This window comes from Bacillus sp. 1NLA3E (assembly GCF_000242895.2).
Lineage (GTDB): Bacteria > Bacillota > Bacilli > Bacillales > Cytobacillaceae > Bacillus_BU.
The window spans coordinates 4,732,694-4,755,210 of record NC_021171.1; the positions used below are offsets into that span (position 1 = coordinate 4,732,694).

The 22,517-nt window shown below is 37.5% G+C and carries 21 protein-coding genes and 1 pseudogene; 9 read left to right on the forward strand and 13 right to left on the reverse strand.

The genetic code is table 11. The features are described 5' to 3' along the window. Positions 1–41: 41 nt before the first annotated feature. Entirely contained in the window at positions 42–383 is a 342-nt protein-coding gene (locus B1NLA3E_RS22715; protein ID WP_015596159.1) for a cupin domain-containing protein, read from the forward strand. 357 nt (positions 384–740) lie between these two features. Beyond that, positions 741–1,291: pseudogene (locus B1NLA3E_RS25765) on the forward strand (transposase); the annotation flags it as partial. 404 nt (positions 1,292–1,695) lie between these two features. Here the strand turns inward: B1NLA3E_RS25765 and purU are convergent. Then, positions 1,696–2,595 (reverse strand): formyltetrahydrofolate deformylase, encoded by a 900-nt coding sequence (purU, locus tag B1NLA3E_RS22720; RefSeq protein ID WP_015596161.1) that lies wholly within the window; start codon positions 2,593–2,595, stop codon positions 1,696–1,698. Between the two features lie 148 nt (positions 2,596–2,743). Next, complete coding sequence (locus B1NLA3E_RS22725) at positions 2,744–3,625, reverse strand: LysR family transcriptional regulator (RefSeq protein WP_015596162.1); 882 nt, start codon at positions 3,623–3,625, stop codon at positions 2,744–2,746. A 224-nt stretch (positions 3,626–3,849) separates the two neighbouring features. Between B1NLA3E_RS22725 and B1NLA3E_RS22730 the strand changes: the two genes are divergently transcribed. Together B1NLA3E_RS22730 and B1NLA3E_RS22735 are read left to right on the forward strand one after the other, a co-directional pair. Continuing rightward, positions 3,850–4,674: a sensor histidine kinase gene (locus B1NLA3E_RS22730; protein ID WP_041580808.1), complete on the forward strand. Its 825-nt coding sequence runs from the start codon at positions 3,850–3,852 to the stop codon at positions 4,672–4,674. 3 nt (positions 4,675–4,677) lie between these two features. Beyond that, entirely contained in the window at positions 4,678–5,337 is a 660-nt protein-coding gene (locus B1NLA3E_RS22735; protein ID WP_015596164.1) for a response regulator, read from the forward strand. Positions 5,338–5,372: 35 nt separating this feature from the next. Here the strand turns inward: B1NLA3E_RS22735 and B1NLA3E_RS22740 are convergent, their stop codons facing one another. The 5 genes from B1NLA3E_RS22740 to B1NLA3E_RS22760 all read right to left on the reverse strand — a co-directional run bounded on the left by B1NLA3E_RS22740 (position 5,373) and on the right by B1NLA3E_RS22760 (position 9,458). Further along, a complete protein-coding gene (locus tag B1NLA3E_RS22740; protein WP_015596165.1) occupies positions 5,373–6,089 on the reverse strand; it encodes an ABC transporter ATP-binding protein in 717 nt (238 codons plus the stop codon). Continuing rightward, positions 6,086–6,904, reverse strand: coding sequence for an ABC transporter permease (locus B1NLA3E_RS22745; RefSeq protein ID WP_015596166.1), 819 nt, complete (start codon positions 6,902–6,904; stop codon positions 6,086–6,088). The genes B1NLA3E_RS22740 and B1NLA3E_RS22745 overlap by 4 nt, the downstream gene beginning before the upstream one ends. A 68-nt stretch (positions 6,905–6,972) precedes the next feature. Further along, entirely contained in the window at positions 6,973–7,557 is a 585-nt protein-coding gene (locus B1NLA3E_RS22750) for a nitrous oxide reductase accessory protein NosL (RefSeq protein ID WP_015596167.1), read from the reverse strand. Next, a complete protein-coding gene (locus tag B1NLA3E_RS22755; protein WP_041580809.1) occupies positions 7,557–8,849 on the reverse strand; it encodes a right-handed parallel beta-helix repeat-containing protein in 1,293 nt (430 codons plus the stop codon). The genes B1NLA3E_RS22750 and B1NLA3E_RS22755 overlap by 1 nt, the downstream gene beginning before the upstream one ends. A gap of 336 nt (positions 8,850–9,185) precedes the next feature. Beyond that, positions 9,186–9,458, reverse strand: a complete 273-nt coding sequence (locus tag B1NLA3E_RS22760) for a hypothetical protein (protein WP_041580810.1) — start codon at positions 9,456–9,458, stop codon at positions 9,186–9,188. 494 nt (positions 9,459–9,952) lie between these two features. Between B1NLA3E_RS22760 and pepT the strand changes: the two genes are divergently transcribed. Beyond that, entirely contained in the window at positions 9,953–11,185 is a 1,233-nt protein-coding gene (gene pepT, locus B1NLA3E_RS22765; RefSeq protein WP_015596169.1) for a peptidase T, read from the forward strand. A gap of 264 nt (positions 11,186–11,449) precedes the next feature. Here pepT and B1NLA3E_RS22770 read toward each other — a convergent pair whose 3' ends face one another. Then, positions 11,450–12,646 (reverse strand): class I SAM-dependent rRNA methyltransferase, encoded by a 1,197-nt coding sequence (locus B1NLA3E_RS22770; protein WP_015596170.1) that lies wholly within the window; start codon positions 12,644–12,646, stop codon positions 11,450–11,452. Positions 12,647–12,853: 207 nt separating this feature from the next. Between B1NLA3E_RS22770 and B1NLA3E_RS22775 the strand changes: the two genes are divergently transcribed. Further along, positions 12,854–13,843, forward strand: coding sequence for a hypothetical protein (locus B1NLA3E_RS22775; RefSeq protein ID WP_015596171.1), 990 nt, complete (start codon positions 12,854–12,856; stop codon positions 13,841–13,843). Positions 13,844–13,927: 84 nt separating this feature from the next. Next, positions 13,928–14,644, forward strand: a complete 717-nt coding sequence (gene rluF / locus B1NLA3E_RS22780; protein WP_187292130.1) for a 23S rRNA pseudouridine(2604) synthase RluF — start codon at positions 13,928–13,930, stop codon at positions 14,642–14,644. A gap of 91 nt (positions 14,645–14,735) precedes the next feature. On the opposite strand, the gene B1NLA3E_RS22785 is transcribed toward rluF, so the two are convergent. From B1NLA3E_RS22785 to B1NLA3E_RS22795, 3 genes are all read right to left on the reverse strand, one after another. Next, positions 14,736–15,914 (reverse strand): ABC transporter substrate-binding protein, encoded by a 1,179-nt coding sequence (locus B1NLA3E_RS22785; RefSeq protein WP_015596173.1) that lies wholly within the window; start codon positions 15,912–15,914, stop codon positions 14,736–14,738. Positions 15,915–16,284: 370 nt separating this feature from the next. Then, a complete protein-coding gene (locus B1NLA3E_RS22790) occupies positions 16,285–16,476 on the reverse strand; it encodes a hypothetical protein (protein ID WP_015596174.1) in 192 nt (63 codons plus the stop codon). Between the two features lie 90 nt (positions 16,477–16,566). Then, positions 16,567–17,577, reverse strand: a complete 1,011-nt coding sequence (locus B1NLA3E_RS22795) for a D-alanyl-D-alanine carboxypeptidase family protein (protein ID WP_015596175.1) — start codon at positions 17,575–17,577, stop codon at positions 16,567–16,569. 290 nt (positions 17,578–17,867) lie between these two features. Here B1NLA3E_RS22795 and B1NLA3E_RS22800 point away from each other — a divergent pair, with 290 nt between their 5' ends. Next, complete coding sequence (locus B1NLA3E_RS22800) at positions 17,868–18,488, forward strand: Gfo/Idh/MocA family protein (protein ID WP_015596177.1); 621 nt, start codon at positions 17,868–17,870, stop codon at positions 18,486–18,488. Next, on the forward strand, positions 18,485–18,775 hold the full coding sequence (locus tag B1NLA3E_RS25770; protein WP_015596178.1) for a hypothetical protein: 291 nt from the start codon (positions 18,485–18,487) through the stop codon (positions 18,773–18,775). The genes B1NLA3E_RS22800 and B1NLA3E_RS25770 overlap by 4 nt, the downstream gene beginning before the upstream one ends. A 130-nt stretch (positions 18,776–18,905) precedes the next feature. On the opposite strand, the gene B1NLA3E_RS22805 is transcribed toward B1NLA3E_RS25770, so the two are convergent. Together B1NLA3E_RS22805 and B1NLA3E_RS22810 are read right to left on the reverse strand one after the other, a co-directional pair. Next, complete coding sequence (locus B1NLA3E_RS22805) at positions 18,906–20,288, reverse strand: L,D-transpeptidase family protein (protein WP_015596179.1); 1,383 nt, start codon at positions 20,286–20,288, stop codon at positions 18,906–18,908. Positions 20,289–20,578: 290 nt separating this feature from the next. Continuing rightward, positions 20,579–22,111, reverse strand: coding sequence for a malate:quinone oxidoreductase (locus B1NLA3E_RS22810; protein ID WP_015596180.1), 1,533 nt, complete (start codon positions 22,109–22,111; stop codon positions 20,579–20,581). Positions 22,112–22,517 lie beyond the last annotated feature (406 nt).

Genomic DNA, 22,517 nt, shown 5'->3' on the forward strand with positions numbered 1-22,517 from the left:
CTTAAGGCATCAGCTACAAAAATTTTGGAGGGGGCATCATCATGGAGAAAAAATCAGTCACAACAGCAAAGGAATATAACCAGGAACGATTTTCAAAAAGAATCGTCTTTAATGAAGGCGGGAGCACAGTCTTTGTTTTAAATTTCTTACCAGGCCAAAAGCTTCCTGCTCATAAGCACTCAGGAACTGAAGTTTATTTACTTATTCTTGACGGAAATGGAACATTCACCATCAATGGTACAGAAACCGGAGTGACAAAGGATGATGTTGTTCACTGCTCAGGTGAAGAAGAGATGTCGTTTGAAAATACAGGTAGTACTCCGGTTAGTCTTTATGTCATGTTAAACAAGGTGCCAGACGAAAGATTCGTACAGAATATTTAAGGAAAACGCCCTACCCTAATCAAAAAAGCAGTCTGACTCTACTGGGTCAGACTCAGGCTGTCGAGAGTTTCTCGACAGCCTATTATGTAACCCAAAAAACTTTAGTAATTCACCGCGTTAATTTATAGTTAGATAATTAGTAATTACTAATAAATAGGCTGTTCAATAAGTCTGTTGATCTCCGTTCCAGACGCTCGCTTTCCGCGGGGCGGGCGGTGAGCTTCCTCGTCGCTAACGCTCCTGCGGGATCTCACCTGTCCCGCTGCTCCCGCAGGAGTCTTCGCGTCTTCCACTCCAATCAACAGGGCGGTTCCAATACAGACCTTCCACTCAACCAATACATAATAAAAATAAGTGGTGAAACCAAGGTTTAAGCCAAAAAAGTCTAGCCAAAGTGAATATAAATTTTTGTCTATTGATGAATTAGTTCCAGCCGATTACCTTCTTCGCTTGATTGATAAATATATCGATTTTTCGTTTCTTCTTGAAAAGGTCCTTATTATAGCGATGATAATGGACGTCCCACTGACCCTCTTATTCTTTTTAAAATGATGTTTATTGGTTATCTTTATAGCATTCGGTCTGAACACCAATTAGAAAGGGAAATAAGAACAAACGTCGCCTATTGGTGGTTTTTAGGTTTGAAATTCAAAGATCCAGTTCCACATCACTCTACGATAAGTTGGAATCGTCAACACCGTTTTTAAGGATACAAATATTTTTCAGGATCTTTTTTATGAGATTGTTCTTCTAGCAAAAAATCATAAGATCGTGTTTTATTTACAGATTCTACACACTTAAAGGCAAACGTAAATAAACACAAGTTTACAAATCAAGAGGTTGAAATAGAGACTCGTGAGGGTAAAAAATTGAGCGAAGCTTCACAGACTAAAAAAGTGATGCATGGGCTTCGCTTCTGCTTGTTACGGGGATTGAAGAATGTATGTGAACAGACTCTCCTTACTGCAGCCTGCAAAAACATAAAAAAATATCGATACATTTAGCCAGGTCGATAAGGTGTGTGCCATTCTTTTGGTTGATTTGCACCTTGTTGATTGGAGCGGAAGGTGCGAAGACTCCTGCGGGAGCAGCGGGACAGGTGAGACCCCGCAGGCGCTTTAGCGCCGAGGAGGCTCACCGCCCGCCCCGCGGAAAGCGAAGCACCTGGAGCGGAAATCAACAGATCCCTTAGCATAGACAATCTCATATTAAAAATTGACATTCAATGTTCTGAAAAACGAAAAATTGACAAGAAAATAAACTTTCTCGACAATCTGAGTCTGACTCTACTGGGTCAGACTGCTTTTTCACTTTAAAACACAATTGTTTTATTTTTATGGACGATCACCCGGTCTTCTAAGTGCCAGCGAACAGCACGAGCCAATACACTGCGTTCAATGGAACGGCCGATTTTTTTTAAGTCCTCTATCTGGTCGCGGTGATCAACCCGCATAATATCTTGTTCTATAATTGGTCCTTCATCCAAATCATTAGTGACGTAATGAGACGTGGCACCAATTAACTTCACCCCTCGTTGATAGGCACGATCATAGGGTCTCGCCCCTACAAATGCTGGTAAGAATGAATGATGTATGTTGATAATCCTGTGTGGGTGGGCCGCTACGAACTCTGGCGTAAGAATTTGCATGTAACGGGCCAAAATAATTGCATCTACCTCATGTTTTTTGACAAGCTGTAATTGTTTTTGTTCCGCCTCAGCACGGTTTTCTTTACTAGCGGGTATATAGTAGAAGGGAATGCCTAATGATTCAATTATTTCCCGGGAATCTTCATGATTACTAACCACTAAAGCAATTTCAGCCATCAAATCGCCGCTTTGCCAATCCCATAATAATTCTCTCAAACAATGTAGTTCCCTGGAAACAAAAATAGCAATTTTTTGGATCTCTGACACAAAAGATAGCTTCCAATCCATTTGGAAGGTTTCAGCTATTCGACGGAAATCATTCCTTAGCTCTTCCTTTTTTCCAGCTAAGCCAGGACATTCAAACTCAATACGAATAAAAAAATTCCCGCCAACTGGATTTGTCGAATATTGACTAGATTCAATAATGTTTGCATCATGCTCAAATAAAAACTTTGAAACAGTTGCAACGATCCCCGGTTTGTCCGGGCAATTGATCAGGAGTCGACCACGATTTTTCCGTTTTTCTTTAAAATCGTTTATTTTTTCAAAGATATCATTATTCATAGAATCCTCTTCTTTGGTTTTAGTCACATTATACGGTAGTATCGATCCAATTTAAATATTTTTTCAAAAGTTTCCGACATTAACGTTACTTTCAAACGGAGGTGTAATCACAAAACCTGATTAGGTGTGTAGTAGGATGGCGGCTTTACTATTTTTCCATTCTGCGTAGGATCTCCAGAAAAACCTCAGTAGCCTTCGTTTTAAATTGTGATTCTTGGGTTATTAACGAGAATTTCCGACAAATTGGATTTCCATTTACCTTTAACATTTTCAAGGTCCCTAAGGAAATTTCCTTTCTAACAGCCGTTTGTGAAAGTAGAGTAATGCCTAAACCCGCTTCCACTGATTCTTTTATGATTTGTGTACTGCCAAACTCCATGATACTGTGCGGGTGGAACTGAAACTCAGTAAACATTTTTTCCGTAGCTTCCCTTGTTCCTGATCCTTCTTCCCGAACAATCCATGTTTCATCAGACAGCTCCGATAATTGGATATTCTCTCGATTTGCATAAGGGTGGTTTGCTTGGACGATGACAAACATGAAATCTTCTTCAAATGCTTCAATATAGAGCTTTTCGTGGCTAAAATCTCCCTCAAGGATGCCAATATCCAAATGGTGGTCCATTACCATTTCAGCAATTACCTGTGTATTTCCAATAGAGACTGTAGGTGTGATCATGGGGTACTGCTGTTTCAATTTTGCGATGAGGTGAGGGAGTACATATTCCCCGAATGTAAAGCTTGCTCCAATCGATAAGCTACCACTTGCTGTCTTTAGTAAATCATCTACTAAACATTGCATCCTTGTATGAAGTCCCAAAATTTCTTTAGCATGATGGAAAACGATTTCTCCGGCTTTATTTAACCGCACATATTTATTTGTTCGATCTAACAGTTTAGCACCTACCATCCGTTCTAGTGTTTGGATATACTGGCTGACAGCAGGTTGTGTCATATGTAATTCATCAGCAGCACGGGTAAAATTTCCCTTATCGACAACTGTAACAAAAACGAGCAATAGCTGATTCATCGGTTCTTCGCCCCCATTCTCTTCCCTATTATACCAATCTGCTTTTCATAATCATCTTAATGATTTATTTAGCTTATCATTTAATTAATTTATATTTTCATTTTCCAAGTAAGCTAAGAATGGCATTTTATGGAGCAGTTTTGCTTTTAGTGATATACTTATGTCGACTCAAACAGCTAACTATTCTAAATATAAATTCATTAAACTTTCGAGGGGATCTTTTTATGTCCTATAAAATCATTAAATGGTCAATTCTACTATCCCCCGCAATGATGGTGGGTCTTTGGGAATACATCCGACATCAGTTTCTGCTTTCCTACATTTCGATGGATACAGGGAACTGGCTGTCTCCACTTATAGTCGTCTTTTTTACGTTACTATTTTCGACACCCTTGTTTAGAAGACTGGAAAAAATGCAAGAAGAATTAAATCAAGAACGAGCCTATAAAGCAACCATGGAGGAACGTCAAAATATTTCCCAGGACTTACACGATGGTATTTCCCAATCACTTTTCTTATTATCAGTTAAAGTTAATAAATTAGAAAAAAACTTATCTGGTAGTCACTTAAACGAAATCCAAAAGATTAAGCAAACCCTAAAACACATTTATGAAGATATCAGATATTCGATTCAAAATTTACGGACTCCACCACAGGAGTATGATCAAATTTATCTTTACCAATCCTTGAAAATGCTCTTGAAAGAAATAAAGGAAGAAACTGATATTAAGGTCCATCTAGACTGGGACTTCCCGGAAAGAACCCTGACTTACAAGGAAAAGCTTGAGATGATTTCAATCATTAAAGAAGCATTAATGAATGTCCGAAAGCATGCACAGTGCTCCAATCTTTATATCACGGCAAAAGAGCAAGGTGTAAAATTAGCTTGTTGTATTAAAGATGATGGGATTGGCTATGCACCACAATACGATGCTGGTGAACATCACGGAATAAAAATTATGAATGAACGGGCAAAAGCAATTGGTTGGCTCCTTAATATTGAAAAAAGTAATTCGGGAACATTGCTTTCTATCATAAAGGAGGGGTAACGAATGATCGATACTAAAATGACCAAGGTTCTTATCGTTGATGATCATGCCCATGCCAGGGAAGCGATTAGAGAACAACTTAGTGGTTATTCGGATTTCACCATTATTGGCGAGGCAAAAAGCGGGGAAGAGGCTATTTTTTTATCAGATCAGATTCTGCCTGATCTGATTTTAATGGACATTAATATGCCTGATTTAGACGGTTTAAAAACGACTAAATTGATAAAAGAAAAACATCCAAATATTAAAATCGTTATTTTAACTGTTTCTGAAGACAGCACCCATCTCTTTGAGGCCTTAAAACAAGGAGCGCAAGGTTTTTTAATCAAAAAAGTCAATCCCGGTGATTGGTATCCATACCTAAAATCTGTGGTTTCTGAAAATATCCCTGTATCTTACGAATTGGTCAATGAGGTACTACAAACCATATCAAGCCACCCAAAGAAGCCAATAAGTCCAAAGACAAATCCACTATCGCAAAGAGAAATGGAAATCTTAAAATTAGTAGCTAAGGGCCATACGAATAAAGAAATTTCAAATATGATTTTTATTTCAGAGTATACCGTGAAAAACCATCTGAAAAATATTACCAAAAAATTAGATATTAAAAATAGGGTTCAACTGACCAGATACGCAATTGAAAATGGTTGGGTGGAACAATAGCACTCGAAAACAGAGACGTTTGCCTCTGTTTTATTTTATTTAAACCCATATATTTCCTTGTTTATTTGGAAAAGTCTTGTATGTAATTGATCTCTGTCTACATCAGTAACTTCAATTTCATGATAGATTTTGCCTTGATGTAAGAAGATGATGATATCTGCTATTGTGGCTGCGACATCCAATTGGTGGGTGGATAATAAAATCGTTCTTTTTTCCGAGCGTAATTGTAACAGAATATCAGCAAAGGTCGATACCCAATATGGATCCAACCCATTTGTTGGTTCATCGAGCAAAAGGAGACTGGCATTCCTTATATAAGCTTGAGCAAACAGCAATCGTTGCCTCATCCCTTTTGATAGATGTGCAACCGTTTCATTTTGTTTCTTGCTTAAGCCAACCAACTGTAACGCCTTTTCCGTTTGCTGCTTTGGTACACGGCAAAGCTTAGCGTGAAAGGATAACCACTCCTTAACGGTCAATCCATTTGGAAATTGAAAGTCATCGGGCATATAGCCAATTTTATTCGGATAGTTTTTCCGATCCTGAACACCCAACCCACAAACCGATATCTCTCCACCAGTAGGTTGGAAAATACCACCGATCATTTTAATAATCGTACTTTTTCCAGCACCATTCCCGCCTACTAGTACGCAAATTTGTCCTTCATCCAGTTGTAGTGAGAAGGGGGAAAGGACTTCTTCTTTTTGAAATGTCTTCGTTATATTTTTTATCTCTAAAATAGGTTGGCTCATTTTCTAACTTTCCTTCCTATTAGAAAAGTTGATATCGTTAACATACCAAAAACATAAATGAGTATGTAAAGAAACAAATAAATCAGGGTTGCTGGTCCTGTTAAAAAATCAATAATTTGATAATATTGCTGTCCGAAAATGGATCCGCCCTCAAATTGAATGACAAAAAAAACTCTTAATAATTCTGCCGGATTCAGAATTGTAAATACCAATAAAATTGGTTTTACCATTGTATAGTAAAGAAAACTTAATCCACCAATCAGTAGCATTGGCCAAATCATAATCAATATGAACCATAAAGCGATAGCAATCATCATCGACTGCCAGCGTGTAGAGGATAGTACCCCAATGAGTATTCCAATTGCTAAAAATGCTGCGGTAACTAAAATTGAGAATAGATAGATTAATAGGATGCCTTTAACTGAACCTGTAGCGTTAAATAGCATACTCAAAATACTAAAAACACCAAAGCTAAAGGTAATGATAATAAAGTGGGTTAGGAACTGACCAAAATACTTTCCAATAATATAGGACTTCATTTTGAATGAATAAGTCAATAAAAGGGCAAATCGTCCAGCTTCTTGCTCCTCGGTAATCGAAAAGGCTCCTAATAACATGACAATGAGTGGCAGGGAATATAAAAGCACGTTAAAGGCAGTTGCCGTAACGTTTGTATAACTGCTTAAACCTCCAATATTCATTTGGATAAGAAAGATAAAAATCATGATTAATAGGAACAATCCACCAAACAAGTAGAACGACTTTTGCCTTAATGACATTTTCCATTCCTGGCGAAAAAAAACGTAGGAATCCAATGAAATTCCCCTCTTTTCTGCTTATTTGAAGAGGCTGACTAGTCAGCCTCATTCAAACAATTAAACTGTTATTTACTCATGCTTCCATCCATATTCATGTTTGTATCCGTGCTGTCTTTATGCATTTTCATTGTCATATTATTCTTATCTTGTGGCCAAGTATGCTTATCTAGTTCAGCCTTTGTCATGATTGTGCCCATTCCATTTTTATCAATAAAACTTTGTGCAGCAGCCTTATCTTTAAAAGCGATTACTCCATATCCCATTGCAGTGGTAATCTTTGCATCAAATACATAGACTGCTTTGTTATAATCTAGCCATTCTTTATCATGATGACTGCGAACAAATGCTGCATCTATATCTTTCTCACCATTTGTTCTAATCCATTTATTGACCATACAGCCGATGTCATCAAATACAAGTGTTTTTCCATCCTTTAAGATAATCTCAGTTGCATCAGTATTATCAGCGACAGCCATTTCACAATTAGCACATTTGTCCACTTTTTCATCAATGGCTTTTGCCTTAACCGTCTTTTCTTCCACTTTTGGATCTGCTTTCTTGTCTTTTTCCGCCTTTTCTGTGTTACAGCCTACAAGCGCAATCGAAAACACCAAAACCAACATCATCAAAAACAGCATTCTTTTTTTCATTACAATTTCTTCCTCCCCCAAAAATAAATAATAAAGCTTGATAGTATGAATAATATAGAAATCAACATAATACCCCTATTAAAGTCGATTTGCCTATCTTCCTGAATATTCGGAATCATAGCAGGAGACTGATCCTTCACCAAACTTCCCTCATTACCCTTAAATAATTTTTCCATTATCACCATTCCTGGTGATTGAAAAAGCAATTGATAGGCTGAATTTTTATCCATAATCCGCATAAAATATGGATCGGCAACAACCGCTAAATCACTGAAACCATCCCCGTTTCCATCTAGACCCATTTGGCTATCCCAATAATTTTCATATAGTTTATTATTCTTGGAATCTCCCCCATAAGTAAGAATCGTTATGACATTAATTTGGAAATCATTTCGGGTTATTCTATTTTTAGTTGACTGTTTAAAAATGATGCCAATGGCATTTCCTTGAACATCATTATGCAGAATTGAATTTGTAAAGCTATTATCAATCATGATACCAATGCGGTTATCACGAATATAATTATTTTGAATCATTGTATCTTGGACATCATATAAATAAAGCCCCTGTGAGTTTACATTTTGTCTATTTTTCAATAAGTAGTTTTCTGAATATACTTCATTATGTGAGCCCATAATCATACTACCAGTAAGATTTTGGGAAAATGTATTACCTTTTACTGTATTTCCTTGCGTAAACATAAAATGGAGACCATAGCGAGAATAAGATACCTTATTACCAGTAATCGTATTACCTGTACTGGTATCAACATAAATACCATCTTTGACTGTTGTTATGGAATTATTTTTGATTAAATTGTCCTTTGAACGAAAAAGATCAATTCCATTTTGTTGACCATGCTTTTCATCAGTTGTACCGCTAATTTTTACGCCATCTATTTCAATCTTGTTTGCCTCATTTAATTGAATCCCGTACCCAGCAGTTTTTATCGTTACGTTATTGATTAAGTGATTAGATCCTGAAATGAATATGGCGGTTTCTGCACTTTTGTTTTCAATTCTAATATTTTTTACTGAAGCTCCTTTGTTTTTAATCTTGATAGCAGGAGTCTTACCATCCGAAATGATGGTCACATTTTCAGCACCAATGACTGTTACCGGTTTATTAATGTTGATGGACTCCTTATATGTACCACTAGGTATTTCTACTGTTCCACCATCTTTAGCCTGATCAATTAAATCCTGAACACTCATTTTTGCCTGGACTGTGCTATTTCCACTAAGAAGGAACACGAATAGAAAGAACCATATGATCCGCCGTTTTGGTAGCATTTCCCACACCTCTATCGTAAATATATCACGCGGAAATTTTCTGAAATATGACTCTTTATGGCTAATTTTGTGACAAAGGTGTGACGATTCGCTTTTTAATAAGCTCTGTTAAATTAGAATGTTGATTTCCGTTCCAGGCGCTTCGCTTTCCGCGGGGCGGGCGGTGAGCCTCCTCGGCGCTAAAGCGCCTGCGGGGTCTCACCTGTCCCGCTGCTCCCGCAGGAGTCTTCTCGCCTTCCACTCCAATCAGCATAATGTTAAAAATCAACATTGAACTTTAACACAGCTAAAATAAAAAAGACCTGAATGTTAATTCAGATCCCTTTTCAAATCATTCTATTCTCTTTTTAGTCTAGTTTTTAAATTTCGAAGTCCGTTTGTTAGTGAATCGTGAAAGGCGACGACCATTGAATCACTCATTTCAATTAAAGCGCTTACAGGTTCTTTGTTAAAAGGAACACCGCAACTCGTACACTCATCTAGGTATTTATTAAAATTCCTTTCTCCACAACTGTAACAAAAGTCTTTCGTTCGAAATGGTTTTACCCCACATTTAGGGCAAATCTCTGTTCTCTCAGATATCATGACTCCACAATTAGAACAATACACTATGATACCCCCCATAAATTCAGAGATACGAACAGAACCTATTCCGGGCTTAGATTTAAGAAATATTATTAGTTTAACATGATGATGGATACGCGCCTGTTCCCACGATTAAAACCCAGAGTACATATATATATTATCAGTTCCTATCCCTGTTACATGCATTCTACTTCTTTCATTCCTCAACTGACTTAGAAACTGAAAAGATTACGATCAGGTAAAGAATTTAGTCCGTCTCCATTCCACCCCCTTCATATGTTTAAAAATTTCTATTAGTTAGAAAATAACACTAAGACTATTATACTAGAATACTCATCCATTAATACACTTTTTTACAAAGGTCCTGTTTTTTACCTTTATTAATCATTCTTATCATGCGGAAAATAATAACAATAAACAGCATTACTTCCCTTCTATCCAACCTCTCCGTATAGTATATGTCTGAGAAATGATGTGATAATATGAAGGAAGACTCATCAAAAGGAGCTGAAGGATCGTTGAAAAATGAAATGATTGAAAGGTTTACTACTTATGTTAAAGTGGATACCCAGTCCAATGAAAGCAACGAAACATGCCCTTCGACACCTGGACAATTGACGCTTGCCCATATGCTTGTCGAAGAACTGACGACGATTGGGATGGAGGAAGTTACCATTGATGACAATGGCTATGTAATGGCCACACTTCCCTCTAATACTGAAAAAAAGGTCCCTACCATTGGATTCTTGTCTCATGTTGATACGGCAACTGATTTTAGTGGTGCAAATGTCAATCCGAAAATTGTTGAAAATTATGATGGCAAACAGATTACTTTAAACGAGAAGGCACAGATTGTCTTGTCACCACGGGATTTTCCCGAACTAGCTAATTACATAGGACATACATTGATCACGACAGATGGGACAACTCTGCTCGGAGCTGATGACAAAGCCGGAGTTGCTGAAATCATGACGGCAATGGCTTATATAGTCCAACATCCAGAAATCAAACATGGCAAAGTCCGAGTGGCCTTTACTCCTGACGAAGAGATTGGCCGAGGACCACATAAATTCGATGTGGATGCATTTAACGCAACCTATGCCTACACGGTAGATGGCGGACCACTTGGTGAACTTGAATACGAAAGCTTTAACGCTGCTTCTGCAAAAATCACCATTAATGGAACCAATATTCATCCTGGTTCTGCTAAAGGAAAGATGGTTAACTCCACTAAAATTGCTATGGAATTAAATAATAAGCTCCCAGAAGCAGAAGCACCTGAAAATACGGAAGGGTATGAAGGATTTTATCATTTACTCTCGTTCCATGGTGATGTCGAACAAACAAAGCTTAATTATATTATTAGAGATTTTGACAAACAACAATTCGAAAAGAGAAAAGCCTTCTTCGCGAATATCGTTAAAGATTTGAAGGCGAAGTACGGAGAGGAAAACATCCTTCTTGAATTGAAAGATCAATATTACAATATGAAGGAAAAAATTGAGCCAGTAAAAGAGATTGTCGATATTGCCCATCAAGCAATGGTAAACCTGGATATCAAACCGATTGTAAAACCAATTCGTGGTGGTACAGATGGTTCACAGCTTTCCTATATGGGACTGCCAACTCCAAATATTTTTGCTGGTGGCGAGAATTTCCACGGCAAATATGAATATGTTTCTGTTGAAAATATGGTCAAAGCAACCCATGTCATTATTGAAATCGTTAAGTTGTTTGAAGAAAGAGCTTAAATAACTACAAAAAGACAGTCTAATTGGATGAACCGTTAGACTGTCTTAATTTTTAGGCTGTGTTAAAGCTCAATGTTGATTTTTTGCACAATGTTGATTGGAGTGGAAGGCACGAAGACTCCTGCGGGAGCAGCGGGACAGGTGAGACCCCACAGGCGCTTTAGCGCCGAGGAGGCTCACCGCCCGCCCCGCGGAAAGCGAGTGCCTGGAACGGAAATCAACATTCTAGTTTAACAGAGCATATTTTAAAATAGTTAAGTTTTGTTAATTTACCTTTTTGATAAACACGACTTTAAGATAGTTACCCTCTGGAAACTCTTTAATCGTTCGAAAATCTTCTGGAAGGGAAAATTCCTCTAATAGACTAAACTTACTTTCTATTTCCTTAAACGCTGTTTCAATAAAGCCTTTGAACTTGTTCATTCCAAAACTACTACAATTAGTCGAAGCAACAATGATTCCATTATCCGCTGTAATGGCAATTGCTTCTTTCAAAAGATTTTTATAATCTTTTTCAGCACTAAAAACATATTTTTTGGAGCGAGCAAAGCTTGGTGGATCGAGAATCACCATATCAAATTTCAGCTGTTTTTTGACTGCATATTTAAAATAGTTAAAGACATCCTCCACAATAATATCCTGGGTTTTTGCATCAATTCCGTTCAAACTAAACTGCTCAACCGTCTTAGCTCGGCTTCGGTTGGCAAGGTCGACACTTGTAGTTTTCGTTGCCCCCCCTAATCCAGCAAATACCGAAAACGCGCCTGTATAAGAGAACGTATTTAACACCGTTTTGCCATTTGCGTATTGATCTCTTATTGTTCTCCTAACTTCCCTTTGATCTAAAAATACCCCTACCATCGCACTTTCATTTAAATACACAGCAAAGTTGACGCCATTTTCCTTCACAATAATCGGAAATTGACCTCTTTCACCCAATACAAAATCATCTTCCTCAATGTATTTACCTTTTGTATCAAACCGCTTCTTTTGATAGATGGCCTTGAATTCAACTAATGCTTCCAAGGACTGGATGATATAATCCCGAAACTGGTAAATACCGATACTATACCAATTTATTACATAATAACCGTCGAAGTAATCTATGGTTAAACCACCGACTCCATCCCCTTCGCCGTTAAACACTCTAAAGGCTGTTGTTTCAGGATCTCTAAATAAGGACTCTCTATTTTTAAATGCTACCTTTAGCTTAGCCTGAAAAAAGATTTGATCAATCTGTTCATTTTCATTTCGACTAAGGATCCAACCATAGCCTTTGTTTTGGATCCCATAATAACCTTTTGCCAGAAATTTATTTTTTTCATCAACTAGTTTAAACAGAGTACCCTCTTGTTTTAAGTCGCTCAGGTTAGTAATGGCCTCTTGCATAACAAGCGGGTAACCACCATTGTACTTATTTACATATTTCGACTTTACTTTTAGACGAATTTCCTGTTCCATTTTTTCATATCCTATTCTTTACGATTATTTGGTTTTTCTATATTGTATCGAAAATCAGCGCCGGAGCCAAATTGTCACCGTTATCTTGCCTAGGTCAATAAATGGTATAATCAAGTTAACTAATCGTTTTGAATTCCTCTTGAATTACTTACTTTCAACTAGTCACTTCTTGATTTTGCAAAAGAATGAATAGTGGAGGAGATTTTCATGAGTTTGATTGATTCTTATGTAAATGCCGTGATCGTTCATTTACCGGAAAAATCTCGAGAAGATGTGAATAGCAGACTTCGGGCACGAATAGCGAAGATGCTACCTGAAAATCCCTCAGAAGGGGATATTCGTGCAGTGCTTGAAAAGCTGGGGAACCCCATCCTGCTTGCCAATGAATATCGACAAGGCCAACGATATTTGATTGGTCCTGAACTTTATGACCGCTACCTTTCTGTTCTAAAATTAGTGCTTTCCGTTGTGCCGATTGTATCTGCAATGATTGCTTTAATAGAAGGAATGTCAAGTGCTCCCGCCAATAGTGGGTCGATTGAATTATTATCTGAAACCTTTGCTAATATGTTCAGTGCGGCAATTGAGGGTGCTACACAGGCCTTTTTTTGGGTTACTTTGGTCTTTATCGTGATGGAGAGAAAAGGAGTCCGGATCGAGGATTTAATGAAGAAAAAATGGTCAATTGAAGATTTACCAAAGTCAGAGGTATCGAAAAGGCAAAAAATTTCTCGTGGGGAGACTATTTTCCCGATGTTTTTCACGGTATTCTTTACAGCCTTGATTTACTACAAGCCTCAGTATATTGGTTGGTATACGTTGAAGGATAGCGTACTCGCTCTTAAGTCATCCTTATTTGTGCTTGACCGCCTCCAAGATTATTTTCCGAGCATTATGCTCCTCGCTATCGTCCAGCTTACTGTTCATATTTTTAAATTCATATATATGAAGTGGAACCTCCCGATTGCCATTGCTAATACTGGCTATAATGTAGGGATGAGCATCCTCTCTTGTGTAATGGTTGCTGACCACTCCCTATTTAATCCGGATTTTAAATTACAATTTGCTCGTTTAGCCAATACTTCTCTTTCTAACATTGATTCCCTCTGGTCAGGGACCATTTGGGTAATGGCTGGCTTAATCGTTTTTGGATGCACAATCGATAGTATCATGGGATTTGTTAAACGGAAGAACTGAATCTGATATAATCTACTTACATGTAGGGCTTTTTCGTTTTTATTTTGGCTATAATTGAGACTACATTATTCTATACATAAGGAAGTGATTAACCTGCGCTTAAATAAATTCATTAGCGAGTCTGGAAAAGCATCTAGGCGCGGTGCAGATAAATTAATAAGTGAGGGCCGAGTAACAATAAACGGTAAGGTGGCCAAAGTCGGCAGCCAAGTCGAGCCTGGGGATGATGTCAGAGTCAGTGGAGATCAGATCCGGATGGCCAGTAATTATGTTTATATCGCCTTAAATAAACCGGTTGGCATTACCAGTACCACTGAAAAAAATGTTAAGGGCAATATTATTGATTTAGTGAATCATCCACTTAGAATTTATAATATTGGACGCCTTGATAAAGATTCGGATGGCTTAATTTTGCTTACGAACGATGGAGATATTGTAAATGAAATTTTACGTGCCGAAAATAAGCACGAAAAAGAGTATATTGTTACAGTGGACAAACCAATCACTCCAGAGTTTTTAAAGAAAATGTCCGAAGGGGTAAAAATTTTAGATACAAAAACGCTTCCTTGTGAAGTAATCCAACTATCAAAATATGTTTTCCAAATCACATTAACTCAAGGTTTAAATCGCCAAATTCGTCGGATGTGTGAAGCGCTAGGATACGACGTTTATCGTCTGCAGCGAACCAGAATTATGAACATTCATTTGGGGAATCTTCCTGTTGGACAATGGCGCGATTTAACAAAGAAAGAGCGCAACCAATTATTTAGAGATCTGGACTACGAACCAAAGGAATGGTAAAAAGGAAAGAGGATGAGCTTTTGTATTGCTCATCCTCTTTGTTTATGTCTAACTCCAGCGGCTAAGAACAAGCCACTTCCGCTTTTCTTGTTTACGGATTAACCTTTGTATTAAACACTTGCTTTCCATCTTTGTATTCTAAAACAGTCGCTGATTTAATTGGGTTATGATCTTTGTCGATTGTAACAATACCCGTAACAAGGGACAAATCTTTCGTTTTCGCTAAAGCATCCTTGATTTTGCTTGAATCGGTACTACCAGCGCGCTCAATTGCATCTTTTAATAGATAGATAGTGTCATAACCAAGTGCATTGAATGCATTAGGAGAGGTTCCGTCGTTCTTGCCCTTAAATGTTGTAACAAATTTTTGAATCGCCTTATCAGGATCTTCAGATGAATAATGGTTGGTAATGAAGGTGTTGTTTAAAGCGTCAGCTCCAGCTAATTCAACTAACTTTGGTGAATCCCAACCATCCGCCCCCATAAATGGAACCGTGATTCCTAACTCACGAGCTTGCTTAATAATTAAGCCAACTTCTTCATAATAGCCTGGAATAAAAATGAATTCTGGGTTTTTCGCTTTAATCCTTGTTAAAGTTGAACGGAAGTCAGTATCTTTCCCGACATAAGCCTCTTCTGCAACAACTTTTCCACCCTTTGATTCAAAAGTTTTCTTAAAAGAATCTGCAAGACCTTTGGCATAATCACTTGCACTATCTGCAAAAATTGCAGCCTTCTTGATTTTTAGTTCTTTAGTGGCAAAATTTGCAGCAACAGTTCCTTGGAATGGATCAATAAATGAAGTACGGAAAACAAATTCATTCACTTTTCCATTATCTCCTACTGTTACGTTGGGACTTGTACCTGAAGGAGTTAATAGAACTGTTTTTGTATCATTAGCAATTTGTGCCTGTGCCACTGTATCACCGCTTGTTGCCGCACCAATTATGGCTGTTACCTTATCTTGACTAGTTAACTTAATCGCAGCACTTGTTGCCTCTGCCGCATCAGACTTATTATCAACTTTAATTACATCTAGCTTTTTACCATCTATTCCACCACTTTTATTAATCTCGTCAACCGCAATGTCTATTCCTTTCTCAAGCGACTCTCCATATGAGGCCACACCACCAGAGAGTTCTAAGTTCACACCTATTTTAATCGAGTTCTTATCACTTCCACTCGAACTTTCCTTTGCTCCTGAACAACCTGCTAGTATTCCAGCTACTAATGTCGAAGCCATTAAAACCTTTGCGAATTTTTTCTTCATTGTAAAAATCTCCTTTTTACTGATTTTTCTGATATTTCACTCTAAAATATAAGACCGTTTCCTTTATTGAAAACGAGTTTTAACTCTTGCTTAGTCGATAAATATTATTGTAAAACAATTCTTTAAATTAGTCTAGTTTATTTTTTCACTATACTAAAATATTTAGAATATTAATTGACTTTTACAAGACATTCCTATTTTATTTCATTAATTTTCAATCATTTTTATTTGTTTTAGAACTCCATTTACAAGTAAAATATTATATCGAAAATATAGTTTTGTTTATAAGGCTGTATGAAACTTGGTCGTTGATTTCCGCTCCAATCAACATGTGAGTAAAATCAACAACAAGCTTTGTAAAAAAAATGACCTACCCTTTGGGTAGGTCTAGTGCTTGGTATGCTAGCTGATACTTTCCGCCTTCTGCAACCTCTGAATGGTACAAGGCCTTAAGGGCAAAGTTCTTCTCGAGGTCGTGCTCCTCCATTAATTCCTTTAAGCGCCTCTGTAAATCTTTATTATCTCTAATCAGCTGTTTCATTTGCGATTTCATATATTTCATGAGATGTTTATCTCCCTTCAAACACCAAATATATCCCCTAAGTATAGCATTAAACATGATATAGTTAATTTTAGTTTGTGGATTCCTTGATTATTTTATAGCGATTTGTTTAAAAGCTGTTTCGTAAAGTCGTGCTGTTTCTGAGTATCGGCTTATTTTTGAAGAAGCACCCATGACCACAGAAATAAGCCTCCTATCATTTTTCTTAACGGTTCCAACGAAGCAATAACCGGCTTCATCTGTGTAGCCTGTCTTAAGCCCATCGACCCCTTCAAAGCCAGCATTTTGTTTATTAATCGCAGGTAACATCCAATTCGAATTGGTGTACGTATGTTGTCCAAATTTCAATTTTGGTTTAGCGACAACATCAAGAATTTCGGGAAATTGAGCGATCAACTGCTGTGCGAGCAAGGCTACATCCTTTGCCGACATGATATTTGTATCATTTGGTGAGCCAGTTGAGTAAAAGTTACCTAAATCAAGATTATTTAAGCCAGTACTGTTAACAAAATGGGTGTTTTCTAAGCCTAACTGTTTTGCCGTTTCATTCATTTTACCTACAAAGTCCTTTTCGCTCCCCGCAACGGCCTCAGCCAAGGCAATTGCCGCGTCATTCGCCGAATGAATCGCCATCGCATTAAATAATTCACGAACGGTATATGGTTGAGCGTTATTTAAATGAACGGAGGCAAACCCGGGGTTATTGCCAATAGCAAACGCATAGTCGCTAATCGATACCGATTTTTCCCAGGTGATTTTATTATTATGAATAGATTCCAATACCAAAAACTCGGTCATCAGCTTGGACATACTTGCTGTTGGCATAGATTGATCAATGTTTTTATCGTAAAGAATGTCACCATTTTTAGCATCTAGTAATATGACTGATTTCGCTTGAAGCCCCAAATTAGGCAAAGGTTCACTAACTTGCTTTTTCTCCGGCTTTTGCCCATTAGTCGTGATATCCTGATCACTATCCACTTGTTGTTGTCTAATTGGTTTTTCGAGATCATGCTGATTGGATAATTTTGAAAAATAAAGACCACCGCCAGCAAGCATAACAAGTGTCATGACTAGAGTAGCCCATTTAAACATCTTCATATAAAACCTCCTGAATTTCCTCGTACACAATAATGTTTAATAAACTTAGCAACTTGGTTTGTTTCCTTTTCAAATTCATGCCATAATCCTTCCTTATGATTTTAGTATAAATAAGGCCATCCGTCATGTTTGTAACTAGGTCAAATAATTCATTGAAATACGGTTCAAGGTACGTCTTTTTCAATTTGAAATTATATTTCTATAATTGTATACTCAGATAATATAAAGAGAGAGCAGATTTTCATATAAGAAAATAGATTCAGCTTCAGAAATACTAGTGGGGTGTACAAATGAGAATTGGAATTATTGGATTAGGTGATATCGCTAAAAAGGCCTACTTACCCGTTCTTTCTGAAAAAGAAGGAATAGAACTAGTGCTTTGTACAAGAAATGTGGACACGCTAACCAGATTATCAGAAAAGTATAGAGTTCATGAAAGAGTTCAAACAGTTGATGAACTCATTACAAAGAACATTGATGCCGCATTTATAAGTACAGCTACCGAGGCGCATTTTGAAACAGCCGAAAAATTACTTGAAAATGGAATAAACCTATACATAGTCAAGCCCATATCAATGAATTTCCAGGAAACCGAAAGAATTGTGAAACTTGCAAATGAAAGCGGTAAAATAGCAATGGTCGGTTTTAATAGGAGATTTATTCCGAGAGTTAAAGAGCTTACGGACCATGGTAAGGCTAGCTTGATAATCATGCAAAAAAATAGATTTTCTGCCCCTGACTATATAAGAAGATTTGTGGTTGAGGATTTTGTTCATGTGGCAGATACGCTTAGGTTTTTGATGGATACAAAGGTCAAAGATGTAAAAGTTGAGTTCCTAAAAAATGGTGAATTACTTGATCAATTGGTGATCCACTTATTGGCGAAGGTTGTACCGCTATCGGAATTATGAATCGAAATGGCGGGGTTACAGAAGAAACCATTGAGTATATGACTGGCCATGATAAATATGTGGTAACCAGTCTTGTTGAAACCACTCATTTCCATAATAAAGATGTTAGTATAAAGAAATTCGGTGACTGGGAGCCTACCCTGTATAAACGCGGTTTCTATCAAATCGTCGATCATTTTATCGACTGTGTTCAAAATAATAGAATTCCTGACCCATCTATAGATGATTCACTGTTCACTCATGAAATTTGCGAAAGAATCGTTAAATACATTGACTCTGAAGCATAGGCGAAAGACCAATCGCTGGTAAGATCTCATATTACTTTCTACTATTTGGTATCCATTATTCGTTAGCAGAATATTACGCGAGCCATAAAAAAGAAGCAAAAAATCATTAATGATTTCCTGCTTCTTTTTCTTAATAAATGACAACTGGCTCATATTGACTGAGATTATCATATACAGTTTTCATCACACTTGGTGGGGTGTTAACACAGCCACCCGAGCCTTGGGTAAGATAGGCATTACTTGCCCAGTTTTTCCGCCAGCTGGCATCATGGAACCCACATCCACTGTTCGTAAAGGGGGCCCAATAATCAACTTTAACCGAATAATTAGGATTACCGACTTCACTACCCTCAAGCGTGGATGGTGATTCTTTATACATGATATACCATAATCCTGGTGGTGTATCTTCATTGGTGTTATGTCTGCCTGTAACCACATTGGTTGTGCCTACTAATTGTCCATTTTTATAAATCCAAATATGTTGTTCAGCAATCGACACCTCAACATATGTATCGCCAATACCATTGTTCGTTGTTGTATGGTAGCCTACGCCATTAGTGTTCCAACCAACTCCGTAAATATTGTAGGCAAGTAGCGCCTTTTCCCCTTTTTCAAAGGCATCTTGTATCCGTTTCGTTTCTGCATCAACATCAATTGCCCAGCCATAGGATTCTCCTTTTACAGAAATGACTGAACCTGAATGGGTCTTAAATTGGAAATTTTTATTCAATGTTGATTGTGAGCTATCAATTTCTGCTATTCTTTGCTTAATATCGTTTATATCAATTGAATACTTCATATCCTTCGTCACAGTGGCGTTTTTAATTAATTCGCTTCCTTTTAAAGAATAAACTTGCTCCTGTACCTTATAATCAACGGTCCGCCCGACTAGTTCCGCAAGCATTCTCTCTTCCTTTTTTACGATCGAACTGTCTTCTTTGATAGGCAGGATGTATACGGCATCCAAATGAATTTCGCTATTGTATTCCTGTTTGTGATAATCCTTTAATAAAGTAGCGATATCATACTGTTTGCCATTGACGCTAGGGGTGACGATAATTTCCCCTTGTTCCAAATGAGCCTCAGCATCTTTTGGTGCTGTTAAGCTCTTGTTCATTGAAATGAGCTTGTCCTCTACTAGCTTTTTCATCGTTTGGCTTCGGTATGGGCTTTCTTTACCTGGAACTAATAAATAACTTTTTGCCTTTAAAGAAGGCCAAAACGTCTGCTGGCTTTTTAATAGTTTCTTTACTCCAGCTAGATCTTGATTCGTAAATCCCATCTTGGTGTTTTTTTCATCAAAAATTTGTTTTCGCCCAACATAGACTGTGTTTTTTAACTCTGCTGATTTTAATTTTTTTAATGCTTGATCAGCGGTCAGCCCACCTACTTTTGTATCATTGATCGTGATATGGGAATTGAACCGGGTTGACTGATAATAGTAGATTCCTGCAATAACGACGAGTGCAATTATTATACCACTGCTTATAAGAGTGATTTTACCTTTACTCATTGCCCTTCTCCTCAAAAAAATTGGTTTAAATGTTACCGGGTAAATAGTATTAAATCTAATACTATTTATCTATTAAGGTCATTGGACAAAAATATTACGACCTATTTTGACTCCCTCTATTATACCAAAATCTCATTTTAAAATGCTATTTTCTACCATTTATTTTCCGAAGAATAAATGCTTACCTTTTGATTTCCGCTTCATGTGCTCCAATCAAAAAGGTATGTAAAATCAACATTGAGCTTTAATATAGGCAAAAAAAGAAAGCATAAATTTGCCAAAATGGCAATTTATGCTTCTACTAACATACGGTTTTTACTTTTCGAATCCTCTTGTTCTTTACCCACTAGGCCAAGCGTCCGCGCTGTTGAAGTCTCAATTTCGTGGAGAAGCTCTGGGTTTTTCAATAGTGACACGCCATATGAAGGAATCATTTCTTTAATTTTCGGTTCCCACTCTTTTATATGTTGCGGGAAGCATTTATTTATTAACTCAAGCATGACGAAAACAGCAGTAGAAGCACCTGGAGAAGCACCTAGTAATGCTGCAATCGATCCATCAGCAGCAGTAATAACTTCGGTACCAAATTGAAGCGTTCCTTTGCCGCCTTTAGCAGTATCTTTGATAACTTGTACACGTTGGCCAGCTACTACTAAATCCCAATCCTCGATTTTGGCATTCGGGATAAACTCTTGTAACTCTTCCATACGCTGTTCTTTGGATAACATAACTTGCTGGATCAGGTATTTTGTCAATGACATTTCTTTTGCGCCTGCCGCCAACATAGTTAAGACGTTATTCGGTTTTACGGAAGTTATTAAATCGAACATTGAACCTGTTTTTAAGAACTTTGGTGAGAATCCGGCAAAGGGTCCAAATAGTAACGATTTTTTATTGTCGATAAATCTTGTGTCAAGATGCGGAACAGACATTGGAGGAGCTCCAACGGCAGCTTTTCCGTATACTTTTGCATGATGCTGCGCTACAACTTCCGGATTATTACATACCATAAACACTCCGCTTACTGGGAATCCCCCAATATGTTTCCCTTCAGGAATTCCAGATTTTTGTAGTAAATGCAGGCTTCCGCCCCCGCATCCGATAAAGACGAATTTAGCAGTATGGCGCTCTACGCTACCGTCATCAACATTACGCACTTTTACTTCCCATGAGCCATCGCTAGTCCGTTTTATATTATCTACACTGTGTTTGTATTGGATATCAACGTTATTATTCTTTAAATGGTCAAACATCATACGTGTTAAAGCACCAAAGTTAACGTCTGTACCAGAGTCTATTTTTGTTGCAGCAATAGGTTCATTCGATGGACGGTCTTGCATAATAAGCGGAATCCATTCCATCAGTTTTTCTGGGTTATCGGAAAATTCCATCCCCTTAAACAGAGGATTGTTTGAAAGCGTTTCAAAACGTTTCTTCAAAAACTCTACATTTTGTTCCCCTTGTACCATACTCATATGAGGTAATGGCATGATAAAGTCTTGCGGATTATTAATCAGCTTACTGTTTATCAGATAAGACCAAAACTGCTTTGAAACCTGATACTCTTCATTAACTTTTATAGCTTTGCTAATATCTATGGATCCGTCAGGTTGTTCTACGGTGTAGTTAAGCTCGCACAGTGAAGAATGCCCCGTTCCCGCATTATTCCATTCATTAGAGCTTTCCTCTCCTGCGTTTGCGAGCCTCTCAAACACTGTAATTTCCCAGTCCGGTACTAATTCTTTCAGTAGTGACCCCAAAGTTGCACTCATAATTCCGGCACCAATTAAGATTACGTCTGTTTTTGTTTGTCTGTTGCTCATTTTTACCTTCCTTATCCCCTAAGTTTTGCAGAAAGGATGTAGGCGCTTCCTTTAGGCGCCACAGCAAACCAGGGCGTGACCTAGTCACACATCTTTTCTGGATCAATCATAACCTAATCTTAGTTTATCACTATTATTTATAGATTAAAATATTTATTTACTATATTCATAATTTTCAAAAGAAACAAAGCCGGATTGTAGTTTTTTCCAACAGCATTTCAAGATATATGTGTATGTTATACTAACATTGAAATAATATGAAGATTGCGACTACTTTTATTGAGAAAAAACCTCTTTTGCCTAAAAATAATAGACCCTTCCACTTGGTTTGCAGAAGGGTCATACCTTATTTAAATAGTTTCTAATATCACCATTTGTCCTTGAAATGACCGACACATATGACAGT

Bases quoted from the DNA above. Each gene is read 5' to 3' on its own strand.
- B1NLA3E_RS22715 (WP_015596159.1), top strand. From the start codon at position 42: ATGGAGAAAAAATCAGTCACAACAGCAAAGGAATATAACCAGGAACGA.
- purU (WP_015596161.1), bottom strand. From the start codon at position 2,595: ATGAATAATGATATCTTTGAAAAAATAAACGATTTTAAAGAAAAACGG.
- B1NLA3E_RS22725 (WP_015596162.1), bottom strand. From the start codon at position 3,625: ATGAATCAGCTATTGCTCGTTTTTGTTACAGTTGTCGATAAGGGAAAT.
- B1NLA3E_RS22730 (WP_041580808.1), top strand. From the start codon at position 3,850: ATGTCCTATAAAATCATTAAATGGTCAATTCTACTATCCCCCGCAATG.
- B1NLA3E_RS22735 (WP_015596164.1), top strand. From the start codon at position 4,678: ATGATCGATACTAAAATGACCAAGGTTCTTATCGTTGATGATCATGCC.
- B1NLA3E_RS22740 (WP_015596165.1), bottom strand. From the start codon at position 6,089: ATGAGCCAACCTATTTTAGAGATAAAAAATATAACGAAGACATTTCAA.
- B1NLA3E_RS22750 (WP_015596167.1), bottom strand. From the start codon at position 7,557: ATGAAAAAAAGAATGCTGTTTTTGATGATGTTGGTTTTGGTGTTTTCG.
- B1NLA3E_RS22755 (WP_041580809.1), bottom strand. From the start codon at position 8,849: ATGCTACCAAAACGGCGGATCATATGGTTCTTTCTATTCGTGTTCCTT.
- B1NLA3E_RS22770 (WP_015596170.1), bottom strand. From the start codon at position 12,646: ATGGAACAGGAAATTCGTCTAAAAGTAAAGTCGAAATATGTAAATAAG.
- B1NLA3E_RS22775 (WP_015596171.1), top strand. From the start codon at position 12,854: ATGAGTTTGATTGATTCTTATGTAAATGCCGTGATCGTTCATTTACCG.
- B1NLA3E_RS22785 (WP_015596173.1), bottom strand. From the start codon at position 15,914: ATGAAGAAAAAATTCGCAAAGGTTTTAATGGCTTCGACATTAGTAGCT.
- B1NLA3E_RS22790 (WP_015596174.1), bottom strand. From the start codon at position 16,476: ATGAAATATATGAAATCGCAAATGAAACAGCTGATTAGAGATAATAAA.
- B1NLA3E_RS22795 (WP_015596175.1), bottom strand. From the start codon at position 17,577: ATGAAGATGTTTAAATGGGCTACTCTAGTCATGACACTTGTTATGCTT.
- B1NLA3E_RS22800 (WP_015596177.1), top strand. From the start codon at position 17,868: ATGAGAATTGGAATTATTGGATTAGGTGATATCGCTAAAAAGGCCTAC.
- B1NLA3E_RS25770 (WP_015596178.1), top strand. From the start codon at position 18,485: ATGAATCGAAATGGCGGGGTTACAGAAGAAACCATTGAGTATATGACT.
- B1NLA3E_RS22805 (WP_015596179.1), bottom strand. From the start codon at position 20,288: ATGAGTAAAGGTAAAATCACTCTTATAAGCAGTGGTATAATAATTGCA.
- B1NLA3E_RS22810 (WP_015596180.1), bottom strand. From the start codon at position 22,111: ATGAGCAACAGACAAACAAAAACAGACGTAATCTTAATTGGTGCCGGA.